Source organism: Streptomyces sp. NBC_01618 (genome assembly GCF_045209435.1).
Classification (GTDB): Bacteria; Actinomycetota; Actinomycetes; order Streptomycetales; family Streptomycetaceae; genus Streptomyces.
On sequence record NZ_CP109297.1, the window covers coordinates 6,085,404 to 6,103,580 of the forward strand.

General features: G+C 68.9%; 12 protein-coding genes and 1 pseudogene. 9 read left to right on the forward strand and 4 right to left on the reverse strand.

Going from position 1 to position 18,177, the window contains the following annotated elements; genetic code table 11:
- The first annotated feature begins 305 nt into the window (after positions 1-305).
- The 5 genes from OH735_RS28240 to OH735_RS28260 all read left to right on the forward strand — a co-directional run bounded on the left by OH735_RS28240 (position 306) and on the right by OH735_RS28260 (position 8,690).
- The gene (locus tag OH735_RS28240; RefSeq protein ID WP_406384438.1) at positions 306-1,685 is read left to right on the forward strand and encodes a diaminobutyrate--2-oxoglutarate transaminase family protein; all 1,380 of its coding nucleotides are present in this window, start codon (positions 306-308) and stop codon (positions 1,683-1,685) included.
- Between the two features lie 29 nt (positions 1,686-1,714).
- The gene (locus OH735_RS28245; protein ID WP_406384439.1) at positions 1,715-3,604 is read left to right on the forward strand and encodes an IucA/IucC family protein; all 1,890 of its coding nucleotides are present in this window, start codon (positions 1,715-1,717) and stop codon (positions 3,602-3,604) included.
- A 44-nt stretch (positions 3,605-3,648) separates the two neighbouring features.
- On the forward strand, positions 3,649-4,455 hold the full coding sequence (locus OH735_RS28250) for a GNAT family N-acetyltransferase (RefSeq protein WP_406384440.1): 807 nt from the start codon (positions 3,649-3,651) through the stop codon (positions 4,453-4,455).
- A gap of 207 nt (positions 4,456-4,662) precedes the next feature.
- A complete protein-coding gene (locus OH735_RS28255; RefSeq protein WP_406386779.1) occupies positions 4,663-6,669 on the forward strand; it encodes an IucA/IucC family protein in 2,007 nt (668 codons plus the stop codon).
- 50 nt (positions 6,670-6,719) lie between these two features.
- On the forward strand, positions 6,720-8,690 hold the full coding sequence (locus OH735_RS28260; RefSeq protein WP_406384441.1) for an ATP-dependent DNA helicase: 1,971 nt from the start codon (positions 6,720-6,722) through the stop codon (positions 8,688-8,690).
- 111 nt (positions 8,691-8,801) lie between these two features.
- Here OH735_RS28260 and lexA read toward each other — a convergent pair whose 3' ends face one another.
- Positions 8,802-9,596, reverse strand: a complete 795-nt coding sequence (lexA, locus tag OH735_RS28265) for a transcriptional repressor LexA (RefSeq protein ID WP_093898912.1) — start codon at positions 9,594-9,596, stop codon at positions 8,802-8,804.
- Between the two features lie 630 nt (positions 9,597-10,226).
- Here lexA and nrdR point away from each other — a divergent pair.
- From nrdR to OH735_RS28280, 3 genes are all read left to right on the forward strand, one after another.
- Positions 10,227-10,739 (forward strand): transcriptional regulator NrdR, encoded by a 513-nt coding sequence (gene nrdR, locus OH735_RS28270; RefSeq protein ID WP_406384442.1) that lies wholly within the window; start codon positions 10,227-10,229, stop codon positions 10,737-10,739.
- Positions 10,740-10,898: 159 nt separating this feature from the next.
- A complete protein-coding gene (locus tag OH735_RS28275; RefSeq protein WP_406384443.1) occupies positions 10,899-13,799 on the forward strand; it encodes a vitamin B12-dependent ribonucleotide reductase in 2,901 nt (966 codons plus the stop codon).
- 425 nt (positions 13,800-14,224) lie between these two features.
- Complete coding sequence (locus OH735_RS28280; protein WP_406384444.1) at positions 14,225-14,986, forward strand: GNAT family N-acetyltransferase; 762 nt, start codon at positions 14,225-14,227, stop codon at positions 14,984-14,986.
- 165 nt (positions 14,987-15,151) lie between these two features.
- On the opposite strand, the gene OH735_RS28285 is transcribed toward OH735_RS28280, so the two are convergent.
- Complete coding sequence (locus OH735_RS28285; RefSeq protein WP_406384445.1) at positions 15,152-15,688, reverse strand: TerD family protein; 537 nt, start codon at positions 15,686-15,688, stop codon at positions 15,152-15,154.
- A gap of 194 nt (positions 15,689-15,882) precedes the next feature.
- Positions 15,883-16,590: pseudogene (locus OH735_RS28290) on the reverse strand (hypothetical protein).
- Positions 16,591-16,679: 89 nt separating this feature from the next.
- On the opposite strand from OH735_RS28290, the gene OH735_RS28295 reads away from it, so the two are divergent.
- Positions 16,680-17,285, forward strand: a complete 606-nt coding sequence (locus OH735_RS28295) for a YdbC family protein (protein ID WP_406384446.1) — start codon at positions 16,680-16,682, stop codon at positions 17,283-17,285.
- Between the two features lie 137 nt (positions 17,286-17,422).
- Here the strand turns inward: OH735_RS28295 and OH735_RS28300 are convergent, their stop codons facing one another.
- Positions 17,423-18,097: a TetR/AcrR family transcriptional regulator C-terminal ligand-binding domain-containing protein gene (locus OH735_RS28300; RefSeq protein WP_406384447.1), complete on the reverse strand. Its 675-nt coding sequence runs from the start codon at positions 18,095-18,097 to the stop codon at positions 17,423-17,425.
- Positions 18,098-18,177: the final 80 nt, after the last annotated feature.

Genomic DNA, 18,177 nt, shown 5'->3' on the forward strand with positions numbered 1-18,177 from the left:
AACTCAACGCTTCTGTACTGCACTTCGGTACTGCTCCGAGCTGTCTGCTCCGAACGTCCGCTGGACACCCGAAAAACTGCCCGAGCCCTCCGTGCGGCCCCCACTATGCCGGTGCCGATGGGGACGGTACGCAGCAGGGTTACGGTTCCGCCCCCGCAAGGATCTTCGGATTTACCCGTGATCCACCGTGACCGGCGTCGTTGGTACGTGCGAGGGACTCGAGGACAGCGTTCATCCCCGCAGTCCGTCCGTACGCCGACGTAACTACGTGCGACGCAACTGTTACAGCAGGAGGACCAACAGCCGTGGCCGTGACCGAACCAGCTCCGGTGGCAGCACCGGCGGTGCACGAAGGGATCCTGCGCCGCCAATCGCTGCGCGAATCCGCCGCCCGTACCTATGCGCGTTCATTGCCGATCGTGCCGGTACGGGCCCGTGGGATGACCATCGAGGGTGCGGACGGGCGGCGGTACCTCGACTGTCTCTCCGGGGCCGGCACCCTGGCGCTCGGGCACAACCACCCGGTGGTCCTGGAGGCGATCAGGAAAGTGATCGACTCGGGCGCACCGCTGCACGTGCTCGACCTCGCGACCCCGGTCAAGGACGCCTTCACCACGGAGTTGTTCGCCACCTTGCCGCGGCAGTTCGCCGACAACGCCCGGATCCAGTTCTGCGGACCGGCCGGTACGGACGCCGTGGAGGCGGCGTTCAAACTGGTCCGTGCCGCGACCGGCCGTAGCGGACTCCTCGCCTTCACCGGCGCCTACCACGGGATGACGGCGGGAGCCCTGGCCGCGTCGGGCGGCGCCGAGGACGTCCGGGTGACGCGGCTGCCCTTCCCGCAGAACTACCGCTGCCCCTTCGGTATCGGCGGCGCGCGCGGCGCGGAGACGGCCGCCCGGTGGACCGAGAGCCTCCTGGACGATCCCAAGGGAGGCGCACCCGCGCCGGCCGGAATGATCCTCGAACCGGTGCAGGGGGAGGGCGGCGTGAACCCCGCCCCCGACGACTGGATGCGCCGGATGCGCGAGATCACCGAGACCCGGTCCGTCCCCCTGATCGCCGACGAGGTCCAGACGGGCGTCGGCCGCACCGGTGCCTTCTGGGCGGTCGAACACAGCGGGATCGTGCCCGATGTCATGGTGCTCTCCAAGGCCATCGGCGGTTCCCTCCCGCTCGCAGTGATCGTCTACCGTTCCGAGCTCGACATCTGGCAGCCGGGCGCCCACGCCGGCACCTTCCGGGGCAACCAACTCGCGATGGCGGCCGGTACGGCCACCCTTTCCTTCGTGCGGGAGAACCAGCTCGCCGAGCGTGCGGCGATGCTCGGCGCCCGGATGGTCGCACGCCTCCAGGCGCTGGCCACGGACCACCCGTCCATCGGAGACGTCCGCGGACGGGGCCTGATGATCGGAGTGGAACTCGTCGACCCGGAGGCCGCTCCGCAGGGCAGCAGCCCCGAGCCGCCGCCCGCCCCGGCCCTCGCCGCCGCCGTCCAACAGGAATGTCTGCGCCGCGGGCTCATCGTCGAACTCGGCGGACGCCACTCGACCGTCGTACGGCTCCTGCCGCCCCTCACTCTCACCGACGAACAGGCAACAGCGGTCGTGGACCGCCTCGCCGACGCCCTGGCAGCCGCCGAGCGCCTGCCGCACCGCAGGAACACGACCGGGTCGATCCGCTGACCCCGGACACCATCACAAGGAAGACCGCCGTGAACCCCACCCCCGCGCCCCAGGCCGACGGCCCTCCCCCCTCCCAGCAGCGAGGACAGGACGCACTCACCGGCAGCCTCGTCGTCGAGCACACCACCGTGCCGCGCCAGAAAGCGGCACCGCACGACGAGCGGTACGCCCCGAAGTGCGCGAACACCGGCACGGCATCCGCCGACCTCCTCGACCATCCTGATCCGCTGCGCGCCGCCGACACGGCGGGAACCGAGAACCTGCTCCGCTGCTGGGTCCGGGAGAGCGACCTCCCCCGGCCGGCCGGGGACATGCTCCGGATCCCCCTCCCCGCAAGCGGAACCGCGCTGCTCGTCCCCGTCGTCTACTGGTCCGCCACGGGCTGGCACCGCTTCGGCACGCCTGTCCTGGAGGGGGCCCCCGAAGGAGCACCGGTGGCCGACGCCGTCACGGTCGCCGCTCTCCTGGGCCGCGAGGCCGACCACCACGAAGGCGCAGACATGGTGGCCCGGGTCGCCGACTCGGTACGGCGGACCGCCGGCTTCATCGCCGAACGGCGCCGCACTCCGGACGCCCCGCCGGAAGCGGACTTCTTCCTCACCGCCGAGCAGTCGCTTCTCCTCGGACACCCGCTCCACCCCACCCCCAAGAGCCGCGAGGGCCTCTCCGACTCCGAATCCCGCCGCTACTCACCCGAGTTGCACGGCTCCTTCCCGCTGCACTGGATGGCCGTCGACCGGTCCGTGCTGGCCACCGACTCCGCCTGGACCGACGGAGGCCGTCCCGTGCCGGCCACGGAACTGGTCACCTCCCACGCCGGAGGAATGCAGTTCCCCGACAACACCGCACCGATTCCGCTCCACCCCTGGCAGGCCCGCGAACTCGGCCACCGGCCCGAAGTGGTCGCCCTGCTCGACGCCGGACTCCTCCACGACCTGGGACCGTACGGGCAGCACTGGCACCCCACCTCCTCCGTCCGTACCGTGCATCGGCCCGGCGCCGAGGTCATGCTCAAGCTCTCCCTCGGCGTCCGCATCACCAACTCCCGTCGTGAGAACCTCCGCAAGGAACTCCACCGTGGAGTTGAGGTCCACCGGCTGCTCCGCAGCGGACTCGCCGCGCAGTGGCACGCCGTCCACCCGGGCTTCGACATCGTCCGCGACCCCGCCTGGCTCGCCGTCGACGGCCCGGACGGAGAGCCCGTCGCGGGCCTAGACGTGATGCTGCGCCACAACCCGTTCGGCCCGTACGACGACGCCGTCTGCATCGCCGCGCTCACCGCCCCGCGCCCCTGGCCCGGCCGGGCCGGCATGCGTTCACGCCTCGCCGAGATCGTTCTCTCCCTGGCCGCCGCCACCGGAAGAGCGGTGGGAGCCGTCGCCACCGAGTGGTTCCTGCGCTACCTCGACCGCGTCGTACGCCCCGTGCTCTGGCTCGACGCACACGCGGGCGTGGCCCTCGAAGCCCACCAGCAGAACACCCTGGTGCTGCTCGACCCGCACGGCTGGCCCGTCGGCGGCCGGTACCGCGACAACCAGGGCTACTACTTCCGGGATTCCCACCGCGCAGCACTGGAGCACCAGCTCCCCGGCATCGGATCGGCCAGCGACACCTTCGTCTCCGACGCGGTCACCGACGAACGCTTCGCCTACTACCTCGGCATCAACAATGTGTTCGGCCTGATCGGAGCCTTCGGGGCCCAGCGCCTCGCCGACGAACACGTACTCATCGCCGCGTTCCGCCGGTTCCTCGGCTCGGCCACCGCCCTCGGCTCGCCGCTGCCCGCACACCTGCTGGACAACCCCCAACTGCGGTGCAAGGCCAACCTGCTGACCCGGCTGCACGGCCTCGACGAGCTCGTCGGACCTGTCGACACCCAGTCCGTGTACGTCACCATTGCCAACCCCCTGTATGTCTGAAGGACGATGACCACCGCCTGAACCGCCGAGAGGAGAGCAACACCGTGGCTCCCGCCGATGCGCACACCGACGCCGGTCCCGGACCTGCCCCACAGACCGACACGGGCGCCGAGGACACCCTGGACCTGCCGCTCTCCGAAGAACTCCTCGCCGTATTCAGGGAGGAAACACCGGCGACCGCCGCACACCCGCTACCGCTGATCGGGCCCGCGTCATCCGCACCGGATGGCGCGGGCCCGACCGCGGGCACGCACGCGACGGTGAGCAGGGCGGCCTCCTCCGGTCTGCTCGACCACCCGGCCGACTGGGGACCGGTGGCCACCCCGGCCGGCGTGTTCCAACTCGTCCCCGTGCGGCTGGAACGCGATCTCGCCGTGATCAGCCGCTGGATGAACGACCCGGCGGTCGCCGCGTTCTGGGAACTCGCCGGATCCGAATCTGTCACGGCCGCTCATCTGCGTCCTCAGCTCGACGGCGACGGACGCAGCGTCCCGTGCCTCGGTGTGCTGGCCGGCGTACCCATGAGCTATTGGGAGATCTATCGCGCGGATCTCGATCCGTTGGCGCGCCACTACCCCGCTCGCCCGCACGACACGGGAATCCACCTTCTCATCGGAGGCGTGAACAACCGTGGACGCGGCGTCGGTACGACCCTGCTCCGGGCCGTCGCCGACCTCGTGCTCGACAACCGCCCCCTGTGCGCGCGGGTCGTCGCGGAGCCCGATCTGCGTAACACCCCCTCCGTCTCCGCCTTCCTGAGTGCCGGCTTCCGCTTCTTCGCGGAAGTTGAACTCCCCGACAAACGAGCTGCCCTGATGGTCCGTGACCGAACCCACCGTGCCCAGCTGTGAACGAACTGAACGAACTGGACGAACTCGACGCACTGAACGAACCGCTGCAACGCGTACACCGCTCGAACCCCATCGGTTCCACCCGGAGGAGTCCCCGTGCCGAAATATCCTGCGAGCCCTGATTCAGCGGAGTCCGACGCGCTGCTCAGCACGCCAGAACTGAACCGGACGGTCTGGGACAGAGCCGCCGCCCGACTGCTCGCGAAGATGCTCGGTCAATTCGCCTACGAGGAAGTCATCGAGCCGGAAGCGATCGAGCCGGAAGCCACCGAACGGGAAGTCACCGAACGGGAAGTCACCGAACGGGAAGCCACCGAACGGGAAGCCACCGAACGGGAAGCCACCGAGCCGCTCGGGCAGGCCGGCGGCGGCAATACGTACACCCTCACGCTCGACGACGGTGGAACGCTGACTTTCGGTGCCCGGCGGGGTGTGTACGGCGGTTGGCACATCGCCCCCGAGTCGATCCTGGAGACGCCCGGGGGTACCCGGGAGGCACCGGCCGGAGCGGCAGGCACGAGCGACCGGGACGCGCCGGCAGAACGGCCGCGCGACAACGACCGGGGAGCCCCCACGGAATCGACGCGCGACAGCGCCCGCGGCGGGCCCGCGGATCCGATTCAGGACCGGAACGCCGTCCCCGTACGCGATCCGCTGAAGGACCGGAACGCCGACGCCGTCCCCTTCCGGGATCCGCTGCAGTTCCTCGCCCGCGCTCGCCACCTCCTCGGGATCGACGGCGCCACCCTCGGCCATCTCATCCGCGAGATCACCACCACCCTGGCCGCCGACGCCCGGCTCGATCACACCGCGCTCTCCGCCCGCCGGCTGGCCGACCTCGACTACGCCGAGCTGGAAGGGCACCAGACGGGTCACCCCTGGCTCGTCGCCAACAAAGGGCGTCTCGGCTTCTCCGCCACCGACGCGGCCCGCTACACGCCCGAGGCCCGCAGGCCGGTCGGGCTGCCGTGGATCGCTGTCTCCACCCGGATCGCCGCCTACCGCGGCGTGCCCGGCCTGGCGGCCCCGGAGCAGTTGTACGCACAGGAACTCGACCCGTCGGTCCGCGACTCCTTCGCCGCCGTGCTCCGCGCCCGCAACCTCGACCCCGACGGCTACCTCTGTCTTCCCGTGCATCCCTGGCAATGGGACGAATGGATCATTCCGGTCTTCGCTCCGGCCATCGCCGCAGGTGAAATCGTCCCGCTCCATGCCGACGCGGACCTCCGGCTGCCGCAGCAGTCCATCCGCACCTTCGCCAATGTGACCCGCCCCGACCGGCACACCGTCAAACTTCCCCTGTCGATCCTCAACACGCTGGTCTGGCGAGGACTTCCGACCGAACGCACCCTCGCGGCCCCCGCAGTTACCACCTGGGTCCAGGGCCTGCGCGACGAGGACACCTTTCTGCGCGACACCTGCGGCGTCATCCTGCTCGGCGAGGTCGCCTCCGTGACCGTCGAGCATCCGCTCTACGACCGCCTCCCCGAGACGCCGTACCAGTTCAAGGAGATCCTCGGCGCGATCTGGCGAGAGCCCCTCCAGCCAAGGCTCGCGCCGGGCGAGCGGGCCCGGACGCTCGCCTCGCTGCTCCACACCGATGCCCGGGGCCGAGCCTTCACGGCCGAGCTCGTCGCCCGCTCGGGACTGACTCCCACCGCCTGGCTGACGCGGCTCTTCGGGGCGCTGCTCCCGCCGCTGCTGCACTTCCTCTACCGCTACGGCACCGTGTTCTCCCCGCACGGCGAGAACGCCATCGTCGTCTTCGACGAACGGGATGTACCAGTGCGCCTGGCGATCAAGGACTTCGTCGACGACGTGAACATCAGCTCCCAGCCGCTGCCGGAGCACGACTCGATGCCGCCGGACGTACGCGACATCCTGCTCACGGAGGAGCCCTCCTTCCTCACCCAGTTCATTCACGCCGGGCTGTTCATCGGTGTCTTCCGGTTCCTCTCCCCGCTGTGCGAGGAACAGCTCGGAGTTCCGGAGGCCGATTTCTGGTCACTCGTGCGGGCCGAGATACTGCGGCATCATGCCCGTTTTCCCGAGCTCAAGGAGAGGTTCGAGATGTTCGACATGCTGACGCCCCGCATCGAACGTCTCTGTCTGAACCGCAACCGTCTGCATGTGGACGGATACCGGGACCGCCCCCGTCGCCCGCACGCGGCCATCCACGGGACTGTTCCGAATCCGCTCCACCTCTCCGTCTGAGTCCGGGAGTGATCGCCGTTGTCAGTGGTGCCCCGTAGGGTGGTCGGGCTATGACGAAGCCATCTCTCCCCGAGCTCCTGCACGCCGCCGTGACCGCCGTCGGCGGTACGGAACGCCCTGGCCAGGCGGCCATGGCCGCGGCCGTTGCCGAGGCTGTCGACGACAACGCCCATCTGCTCGTCCAGGCCGGTACCGGCACGGGCAAGTCCCTCGGCTATCTGGTGCCCGCGCTGGCGCACGGGGAGCGTGTCGTGGTCGCCACGGCGACCCTGGCGCTGCAACGCCAGCTCGTGGAGCGCGACCTTCCGCGTACGGTCGACGCCCTGCATCCGCTGCTGCGCAGACGCCCCCAGTTCGCCATGCTCAAGGGCCGGTCGAACTACCTCTGCCTTCACCGGCTCCATGAAGGTGTGCCGCAGGACGAGGAGGAGGGGCTCTTCGATCAGTTCGAGGCCGCGGCTCCGTCGAGCAAGCTTGGCCAGGATCTCCTCCGCCTGCGGGACTGGTCGGACGAGACCGAGACCGGCGACCGCGACGACCTCACCCCGGGCGTCTCCGACCGCGCCTGGGCGCAGATCTCGGTCTCCTCCCGCGAATGCCTGGGCGCAAGCAAGTGCGCGTACGGCGCGGAGTGCTTCGCGGAGCTGGCCCGTGAGCGTGCCAAGCTCGCCGACGTCGTCGTCACCAATCACGCCCTCCTCGCCATCGACGCCATCGAAGGCGCCCCGGTACTCCCGCAGCACGAGGTACTGATCGTCGACGAGGCGCACGAGCTGGTCTCCAGAGTCACCGGAGTCGCCACCGGCGAACTCACCCCCGGCCAGGTCAACCGCGCCGTGCGCCGCGCGGCGAAGCTGGTCAACGAGAAGGCCGCCGACGCCCTGCAGACCGCGGCGGAGGGCTTCGAGCGGGTGATGGAGCTGGCACTGCCCGGCCGTCTGGAGGAGGTCCCCGAGGACCTCGGTTACGCACTGCTGGCGCTGCGCGACGCCGCGCGTACGGTGATCTCGGCCATCGGCGCCACCCGCGACAAGTCCGTCCAGGACGAGGACGCCGTCCGTAAGCAGGCCCTTGCTTCGGTGGAGGCGATTCACGGCGTCGCGGAGCGCATCACCCAGGGCTCGGAGTACGACGTCGTCTGGTACGAGCGTCACGACCGTTTCGGCGCCTCCTTGCGGGTCGCCCCGCTCTCCGTCTCGGGACTGCTGCGCGAGAAGCTCTTCGCCGACCGGTCCGTCGTTCTCACCTCGGCCACGCTCAAGCTCGGCGGGGATTTCAACGGAGTGGGGGCGTCGCTCGGACTCGCTCCCGAAGGCACCGCGGGCGACGACCTTCCGCAGTGGAAGGGGCTCGACGTAGGGTCGCCGTTCGACTACCCGAAGCAGGGCATCCTGTACGTCGCCAGGCATCTGGCCACGCCGGGACGCGAGGGTTCCCGCACCGACATGCTGGACGAGCTCGCCGAACTGGTGGAAGCGGCGGGCGGGCGCACGCTCGGGCTGTTCTCGTCCATGCGGGCGGCCCAGGCCGCCGCCGAGGAACTGCGCGGCCGGCTCGACAAGCCGATCCTGCTGCAGGGCGAGGAGACCCTCGGAGAGCTGATCAAGAACTTCGCGGCCGATCCCGAGACCTGTCTCTTCGGCACGCTGTCGCTCTGGCAGGGCGTCGACGTGCCCGGGGCAGGCTGCCAGTTGGTGGTCATGGACCGGATCCCGTTCCCACGCCCCGACGACCCGCTGATGAGCGCACGCCAGAAGGCGGTCGAGGAGGCCGGCGGCAATGGGTTCATGGCTGTCGCGGCGACGCACGCGGCGCTGCTGATGGCCCAGGGCGCCGGCCGACTGGTACGGGCCACGGGCGACAAGGGCGTCGTCGCGGTGCTCGATCCGCGGCTGGCCAACGCCCGGTACGGCAGCTACCTACGAGCCTCGCTGCCCGACTTCTGGTACACCACCGACCGCAACCAGGCGCGCCGCTCGCTCGCGGCCATCGACGCGGCGGCCAAGGCCAACGGCCAGTAGCCCGTCCGCTCAGGGCCCGGTGTCCGTGGGCCCCCGGGGCGGACGACGGCACAGGAAGGGCCCCGGGATCGGCGCAGTGGATCCCGGGGCCCGGTCGGAGTGGGCGAGCCTTCACACCCGCCGCAACACCGCCACCACCTTGCCGAGGATCGTCGCCTCGTCGCCAGGGATCGGCTGGTACGCGGAGTTGTGGGGGAGCAGCCACACATGGCCGTCCTCCCGCTTGAAGCGCTTGACGGTGGCCTCGCCGTCCAGCATGGCTGCCACGATGTCGCCGTTCTCCGCGACGGGCTGGCGGCGCACGGTGACCCAGTCGCCGTCGCAGATCGCCGCCTCGATCATCGAGTCACCGACGACCTTGAGGACGAACAGCTCACCGTCACCGACCAACTGGCGGGGCAGCGGGAAGACGTCCTCGACCGATTCCTCGGCAAGGATCGGGCCACCCGCTGCGATCCGGCCGACGAGCGGCACGTACGACGCCGCGGGCTTCCCGGTCGTATCGGTGGGCTGCGAGCTGGGCTGGTCCGAGCCACGGACCTCGTACGCCCGCGGGCGATGGGGGTCGCGACGGAGGAAGCCCTTGCGCTCCAGGGCCATCAGCTGATGGGCGACGGAGGACGTGCTGGACAGGCCCACCGCCTGACCGATCTCCCGCATCGAGGGCGGGTACCCGCGCCGCTGCACGGAATCCCGGATCACCTCGATCACGCGCCGCTGCCGGTCCGTGAGCCCCGAGCTGTCCGCCCGGATTCCTGGAGGTCGGCCGGGCAGCGAGCGCGCTGGGCGCACGGGTTCCGGCCCCTCCGTGTTCGTGACTGAGTCATTCATGGCATGCACCGGCTCGAGTCGGCTCTGGGAGCGGTCCTGGGCAGTGATGGTGGCACTGTCTGCGGTGGTGGTCACGTCGGCCCCTCTCGAATGGTCTCCCTAGCTGGACAACGGTAGTAGCTTTCGAAAGGTTGCGCCAAACACACGTTCGAGTGAAAAACTAATAAAAGTCTGTCGTGTGTTCACTGCTGGGTGTATGCGCGACGCCGAAGCGGCCGGGGCCCCGCGCGGGGCCGGTCGGTCGCGCCGACCGGTCGGCGCGGACGGTCGGCTCGGACGGTCGGGTTCGGACGGTCGGGCGGCGATTCAGGTCATTACGCTAGCGTCCGCCGGCGCGGCGTCGCCACGCGGGGGGTCGCGCCTCCGGTCGGCGTCCGGGGGCCTGGAAGGGGGCGGTCCGGTTCCGGCTGGGGTGTTGTCGGGGTCCGACAGGCGGGGCCCCGCAATCCTGGCAGCCGCACGGTTCCCGTAACCTCGTGGTCGGCCGTACGCTGCCTGCTGGCCGCCCGAGATGCGCGACACGCACTAGGGCCGAATGCGCGACCAAACCCAAGATCTAGTGGTTGGATTGCTCCAGCCGCCCAGAAGTTGTGGTTCCCGGTCCGCCGGGAGTGCGGCCATCGCCTATGCTTGAGACTGCTTCGAGGGGCCCTGACGGGCCCTGAAGAGGCTATTCAGTCGTGCTGTGAAGGAGGGTTGGGAGCCATGCACTGCCCCTTCTGCAGGCACCCCGACAGTCGGGTCGTCGACAGTCGCACCACCGATGACGGCACGTCGATCCGTCGTCGCCGTCAGTGCCCCGACTGCTCCCGCCGTTTCACGACGGTGGAGACCTGCTCGCTGATGGTGGTCAAGCGCAGCGGTGTGACCGAACCCTTCAGCCGTACCAAGGTCATCTCTGGTGTGCGCAAGGCATGCCAGGGGCGGCCGGTCACCGAGGACGCCCTCGCCAAGCTCGGCCAGCGGGTCGAGGAGGCGGTGCGCGCCACCGGCAGCGCCGAGCTGACCACCCATGACGTGGGTCTGGCCATCCTCGGCCCCCTGCAGGAACTCGACCTCGTCGCGTACCTGCGTTTCGCGTCCGTGTACCGGGCGTTCGACACACTTGAGGACTTCGAGGCCGCCATCGCGGAGCTCCGCGAGCGGCGGCCTCCCGTGGAGGAACGCGGGACCGGCGAGACCCTTGAGGTCCCCGTGCCCGCCGTCGCCGTCGACTGAGCGACACCGGCCGATCGACACGGGTCCGTGGATCGGCGGCAGGCGGCTGTATAGACCTGCTCCGGGTGCTGTGCGCGGCACACGAAGCATCAGAGACAGACTGTGCCCCGGGAAGTTCTGGGCACTTCAGGGCGTTTTTGCCCACATATGGGAGGCGGCATGACAGAGACGGCGAGCGGCCCGGCACGAGGTTCCCGAGCCAAGGGATCCAAGTCGACTGCGACCAAGCAGGGCCTGCGTATCGAGCGCATCCACACCACCCCCGGCGTGCATCCGTACGACGAGGTGGCGTGGGAGCGCCGTGACGTCGTCATGACCAACTGGCGCGACGGTTCGATCAACTTCGAACAGCGTGGCGTCGAGTTCCCCGACTTCTGGTCGGTGAACGCGGTCAACATCGTCACCAGCAAGTACTTCCGCGGGGCCGTCGGCACCCCGCAGCGCGAGACCGGTCTGCGACAGCTCATCGACCGGATCGTGAAGACGTACCGCAAGGCCGGCGAGGACCACGGTTACTTCGCCTCTCCCGCGGACGCCGAGATCTTCGAGCACGAGCTGGCGTACGCCCTCCTGCACCAGATCTTCAGCTTCAACTCGCCGGTCTGGTTCAACGTCGGTACGCCCCAGCCGCAGCAGGTCTCGGCCTGCTTCATCCTGGCCGTCGACGACTCCATGGAGTCGATCCTCGACTGGTACAAGGAAGAGGGCATGATCTTCAAGGGCGGCTCCGGCGCCGGCCTGAACCTCTCCCGTATCCGCTCCTCCAAGGAGCTGCTGTCCTCCGGCGGCAACGCCTCCGGACCGGTCTCCTTCATGCGCGGCGCCGACGCCTCCGCCGGAACGATCAAGTCCGGTGGCGCCACCCGGCGTGCGGCCAAGATGGTCATTCTCGATGTCGACCACCCCGACATCGAGAACTTCATCGAGACCAAGGTGAAGGAAGAGGAGAAGATCCGCGCCCTGCGCGACGCGGGCTTCGACATGGACCTGGGTGGCGACGACATCACGTCCGTCCAGTACCAGAACGCCAACAACTCGGTCCGCGTGAACGACGAGTTCATGAAGGCCGTCGAGTCCGGCGGCAAGTTCGGGCTCCGTGCCCGGATGACCGGTGACGTCATCGAAGAGGTCGAGGCGAAGTCCCTCTTCCGCAAGATGGCCGAGGCCGCCTGGGCCTGCGCCGACCCGGGCATCCAGTACGACGACACGATCAACCAGTGGCACACCTGCCCGGAGTCCGGCCGGATCAACGGCTCGAACCCGTGCAGCGAGTACATGCACCTGGACAACACCTCGTGCAACCTGGCCTCGCTGAACCTGATGAAGTTCCTCAAGGACGACGGCAAGGGCAACCAGTCCTTCGAGTCCGAGCGCTTCGCCAAGGTCGTCGAGCTGGTCATCACCGCGATGGACATCTCCATCTGCTTCGCCGACTTCCCGACGCAGAAGATCGGCGAGAACACCCGCGCATTCCGCCAGCTGGGCATCGGTTACGCCAACCTCGGCGCCCTGCTGATGGCGACCGGCCACGCGTACGACAGCGACGGCGGCCGCGCCCTCGCCGGTGCCATCACCTCGCTGATGACCGGCACCTCGTACAAGCGCTCCGCGGAGCTCGCGGCGGTCGTCGGCCCGTACGACGGCTACGCCCGCAACGCCGAGCCGCACCAGCGCGTCATGAAGCAGCACGCCGATGCGAACGCCGCGGCCGTCCACATGGACGACCTGGACAACTCGATCTGGGCCGCCGCGACGGAGGCCTGGCAGGACGTCATCCGCCTCGGCGCGAAGAACGGTTTCCGCAACGCGCAGGCCTCGGTCATCGCGCCCACCGGCACCATCGGTCTCGCGATGTCCTGCGACACCACCGGCCTCGAGCCCGACCTCGCCCTGGTCAAGTTCAAGAAGCTGGTCGGCGGCGGCTCGATGCAGATCGTCAATGGCACCGTCCCGCAGGCCCTGCGCCGCCTGGGCTACCAGGAGGAGCAGATCGAGGCGATCGTCGCCCACATCGCCGAGCACGGCAATGTGATCGATGCCCCCGGTCTCAAGGCCGAGCACTACGAGGTCTTCGACTGCGCGATGGGCGAGCGTTCCATCTCCGCGATGGGCCACGTGCGCATGATGGCCGCGATCCAGCCGTGGATCTCCGGCGCGCTCTCCAAGACGGTCAACCTGCCGGAGACAGCCACCGTCGAGGACGTCGAAGAGGTCTACTTCGAGGCGTGGAAGATGGGCGTCAAGGCGCTCGCGATCTACCGCGACAACTGCAAGGTCGGCCAGCCCCTCTCCGCGAAGAAAAAGCCCGCAGCGGATGCAGTCACGGCCAAGGCCGAGGAGACCATCCGCAGCGCGGTCGAGAAGGTCGTCGAGTACCGCCCGGTCCGCAAGCGCCTCCCCAAGGGCCGTCCCGGCATCACCACCTCCTTCACGGTGGGCGGCGCCGAGGGCTACATGACCGCCAATTCCTACCCGGACGACGGTCTCGGCGAGGTCTTCCTGAAGATGTCCAAGCAGGGCTCCACCCTCGCGGGCATGATGGACGCCTTCTCCATCGCCGTCTCGGTCGGTCTGCAGTACGGCGTCCCGCTGGAGACGTACGTCTCGAAGTTCACCAACATGCGCTTCGAGCCGGCCGGTATGACGGACGACCCGGACGTGCGGATGGCGCAGTCGATCGTCGACTACATCTTCCGCCGCCTCGCGCTGGACTTCCTGCCCTTCGAGACCCGCTCGGCACTCGGCATCCACTCGGCCGAGGAGCGCCAGCGTCACCTCGACACCGGTTCGTACGAGCCCTCCCTGGAGGACGACGAGCTGGACGTCGAAGCCCTGGCCCAGTCCGCCCCGGTGCGGACGGAGCCCCTGAAGGCGGTGGCCCCTGTGCAGGAGGCCGAGAAGCCGGCGCCGAAGACGGCGCACACCTCGGCGGAGCTCGTCGAGATGCAGCTGGGCATCAGCGCGGACGCACCGCTCTGCTTCTCCTGCGGTACGAAGATGCAGCGCGCCGGGTCCTGCTACATCTGCGAGGGCTGCGGCTCGACCAGCGGTTGCAGCTGAGAATGAGCGGAACTGCGTCTGATGCAGCATTGAGCATCTGCTGCTGAGGGCGCTGGAACGCCACTTGAGAGAGGGTGTCGACCACCGGGTCGGCACCCTCTCCCGCGTCTTGGTTCTGTGGAGACGAGGGACGTCGCGTAAGAGATGCATCGACATTGGGTTCAATGCATCGCGACGACACGCGGCGGGACACGAACCTCACGCTCGACCGCCACCCTGTGGTGTCGCCACCTCCGCCGACGGAACGCGTCCAGCGGCTCCCCGAGGCCGAGCCGTTCGGCCGCCGCCCCATCATCCGGGATCACGGATCGGAGCTCGTCCCCCATGCGGATCCCGAAGGCGAAGTGGCCCGAGGGGCCCGAGAAGTGTTCCCCATGGGGCCAACTCGAAGGCGGCCATGGTTCACGGCTGCGTAGGCTCCCCACATGCCAAGCTCAGAACTTCAGCGGATCAACACCTTCCTGTCCGCCTTCGCCCGCCGCCAGGCCGCACAGATCGTCGAGCTCCCCGGCGGGTTCGCCGTATACGACGACACCTTCGCCCATTCCCACGCGAACAACCAGATCGTCATCGACACGGCCGTCGACGCCGAGGCGCTGCCGGCCATCGCGGAGGAAGCACTGGGGCATCTGCCACACCGACACATCTCCGTCCTCGACGACGAAGTCGCAATGGCGTGCGCAGAGCCGCTGATCCGGGCCGGATACGCCCACTCCACCTATGTGGTCATGCTGCACGCAGGCCCGGTACCGGCCGGCAGACCCGCGGAGGAGATGGACCTCGACGCGATACGTACCCCACTCACCCGGCGATGGCGGGGCTTCCTTCCGGACGTCGACGACGAGGTCGTACGCCACCTCGTCGACCGACGCGAGGCTCGCCGGCGCGGGGCCGACGTCGTTCACTTCATCGGTGCCCGCACGGAGGAGGGCGAGGTCGCCTCATGGGCCGACCTCTATCTGGACCCGGCAACCGGCACGGCCCAGATCGAGGACCTGATCACCTCGGAGGCCCACCTCGGGCGCGGCTACGCCGACGCCGTCCTGACCACCGCCCTGCGCCTGGCCACTGACGCGGACTGCGCTACCCGGTTCCTGACCGCCGACGCGGCGGACTGGCCGCGCCACTGGTACGAGCGCCGCGGCTTCTCCGTCATCGGCCACTCGCACTGCTTCGAACGCGGCTGATTGCGGGACAGCTCGATCCCGTACCTCGTCGTCAGCGGCTGGTATGGAGGGGAGCGACCGACGGCCGGTCCCCTCCGCCGTGTAGTAGCAGCAGTAGGCCTAGTGGCCGGGACCAGGACCGGGACCGTTCGGCCGGATGCCGTGCGGACCGTGTTGCGCGAGGCGTCAGGCTCCGGACGTACGGCTTCCCATCATTCCGGCGAACGAATCGGGGTCGCCGTCGAAGCCCCGGACCGTGGCGTGGAACTCCCAGACACCGGAGGCGCTGCGGACGAACTCCGCGACGGTGGCAGCGGTGGCGGCGCCGACCGCGGAGAAGTCGCCCTCCGCCAGATTCGTGTAGCCCTCCCGGACCTGTACACCAGTATTCGCTATCTCGGCGAATGTCTTGTGGCCGTCGCGCTGCTGAATGGCGACTCCGACGACGACCCGGGTGTACGCGGTCGACAACCGGCCCAGTTCCAGCGTCATCACCTCGTCGAAACCGAAGCCCTGGCCGGTCCTGCTGTCGCGGTTGAGGGTGATGGTGCCGTCCGGCGAGCGGCTGTCGAAGTGCACGAGATACGCGGGACTGCCGTACGGCGCATCCGCGAGGTAGGTCGCCGCGATGATGTCGAGGTCATGGGCCGGGGCACCCGGAGGACTGGGATCCCATTTGAGTCTGACTTCGACCTTCTGGATGTCCTTGTTGGGCGTGCTCATCGGACTTCCCTCCTTGGTTCGCCGCTGGGTCGTCGGGCCGTTCATACCACCCGATCATGTCCGTAACGGACCGTGGATCCAACCGGCTTGGCCGCCAGGGACGGAATCGGGCCACTGTGTCGATCGACGGTTCCACGCCCGCCGGTTCGCTGGATTCCCGGTTCGCTGGTTCGCTGGTTTGCTGGTTTGCCGGTTCAGTGCGGAATGCGGCGAGGCGGTCGTTGCCGGACCTCTTCACGGAAGGCCTCAATGGCGCTGCTGACCTGACGGATGAGATGGGTGTCCTCGATGCGGTCGAGATAGAGGCAGTTGCGGGCCACTCCGTCCAGTTCGAAGGCGAAGCAGAGCGTCATCAGAGGGTTGATGAAGAGTTCACTGCCACGGGTGCGCGAGGTGAACTGTACGTCCCCGAAGGCTCCATGGACGGCCGCAGCAATCGACCCGTTGACGATGCTGGGGTGGTCTGGGGTGTGGTGGGCGTGCGCCACCGCGTCGACGAACAGGGCGCGACGAGGACGACCGCATCGATGTCGTACTTCTCGATCAACGCCCGGTAGGCGGCTCGCAGCGGTTGTACGCCCACTCGGGAGAAGGCATGCACATGGCTCGGGTAGCCGTGCAGGGCGAGCCACTGGGCGAGCGTGCGTTCCGGGAAGTATGCCTGGTGGAGGGCCGTTTCGGGAGTGATGACGGCGACGTCGGCGCGAGCCGGGCATCGAGGGGCAGTCCTTCGAGAGCGCTGAAAGACAGATTGGCGGGGTGGACCTGCTTGCCCTGATGGAACAGGGAGAGCGCGAGGGGGAGTCCCGCATAGATGTCGAACCCGCCCCGGCCCCCGCGACGAGGACGCGTTGTGCGGATTCGAGCCGGGAGAACAGGGGGTTGGTGTGCAGCGAGGCCATGGAGATCATTCTGTGCTTCACGCCGATCGGTTCGGGCGTACTCCATCAGAGAGTGACCCGCGCCATGTTCCGCACCGTACGATGGCGCGGTGCTGGTCAAGTGGATTCGTTGCACCGTGGTGGACCGTCGGGGTTTTGAGCGGGGACAGCGAAAGTGGGCGGGGCTGCTGGGTGAGCCGGGATTCAGGGGACAGGGCGGCGGGTGGAGCCGAGGGCATCCGGAAGTGGCGCATGTCTTCGCCTTCTGGGAGAACCGCGTCTTCTACGACTCGTTCATGGCTCGTGCCCACGACGGGCTGGCCGCCGCGCAGTCCGGCACGTACAGCAGCATCCAGGTCAAGCTGTTCGAGTACCGCTTCGATGTGAAGACCGGCTTCGAGCCGCGCTTCACCGATGCGGATGTCGTCAGGGTGGCGCACAGCAAGGTGCACGCGGACCGGGTCGAGCATTTCGCACTGATGCAGGAGAGGGTGTGGAACCCGGCGATGGCCGGATCTCCGGGGATGCTGCGGGGGGTGTTCGGGGAGGCGCCGGGGCACGAGTTCCTTGTGTTGTCCATGTGGCAGTCGAGCGCCGAGCGTGGCAAGTACCGGGCGGGGAGCATCGAGCGGCTGACGCAACGGGCGCAGACCGAGGACGATGTGGCGGCCGTGGCGGGAGACGTGGTGCAGCTCGAGCCGTCCTGGACGGTGTGATCGGCCAGCCGGCCGGACGGTGCGGGGCGGCTGGACGGTGCGGGGCGGCCAGGCGGGGCAGGCGGTTGGCCGAGCCGGGTTCGATCGGATGACGGGTGTGCGGTCGAGCCTGTGCACGTGATCGATCGGGCCGCTGATCACGTGGGTTCGGCCGAGGCCGAGGTAGGTGGGCTGTTGAAGATGCCCGCTCGGGCAGCTGCGAGCGCCGCATCGGCGGCTTGGTCGGCCAGCCTCTCGTCGACGGGTTCACGCGTGATGAACAGCCTGAAGAACAAGGGTGAGGTCACTGCCCTGACCAGTGTTCCCGCGTCCGTGTCCCGGTCCAGTTCGTCGCGCGCGACAGCGCGCGCGACGATGACCTCGCAGCGGGCGAACCGTTCGACGTAGAAGTCGCGCAGCGCCTCGGCGGCGCGCCGGGACTGGAAGGCCGCGGCGATGAACGCGGTTGGCGCGGCGGCTGCGGCGGGGTCGGTGAAGGCGGTGGCCGTCGTGTGCGCCAGGGCGCGCAGATCTCCCGCCAGGGTTCCGGTGTCGGGCGGTGTCCAGCTGTCCTCGCCGGCCAGGTCCAGGGCATCCACGACCAGCCCTTCGAGGTTTCCCCAGCGGCGGTAGAGGGTTGTCTTGTGGATGCCGGATTGCTCGGCGACGTATTCGACGGAGAGGCCCGGATAGCCGTGCTCGACGAGCCCGGTGAGGACGGCATCCCGGACCGCCGCGCGGGTGCGAGCGGTGCGACCTCCGGGGCGACGGCTACCGGGGGCGAGCGGGGTTGCCGGAACAGTGGTCTCCCGGGTGGCTTTTCGTTCAGTCAATTGCTACTCCTGTTGCGTTAGTGCGTTCCAGTGTGCCACGCTCATGCTTAATGCGACAGTGGTTGTGTTTATGGGGTGGT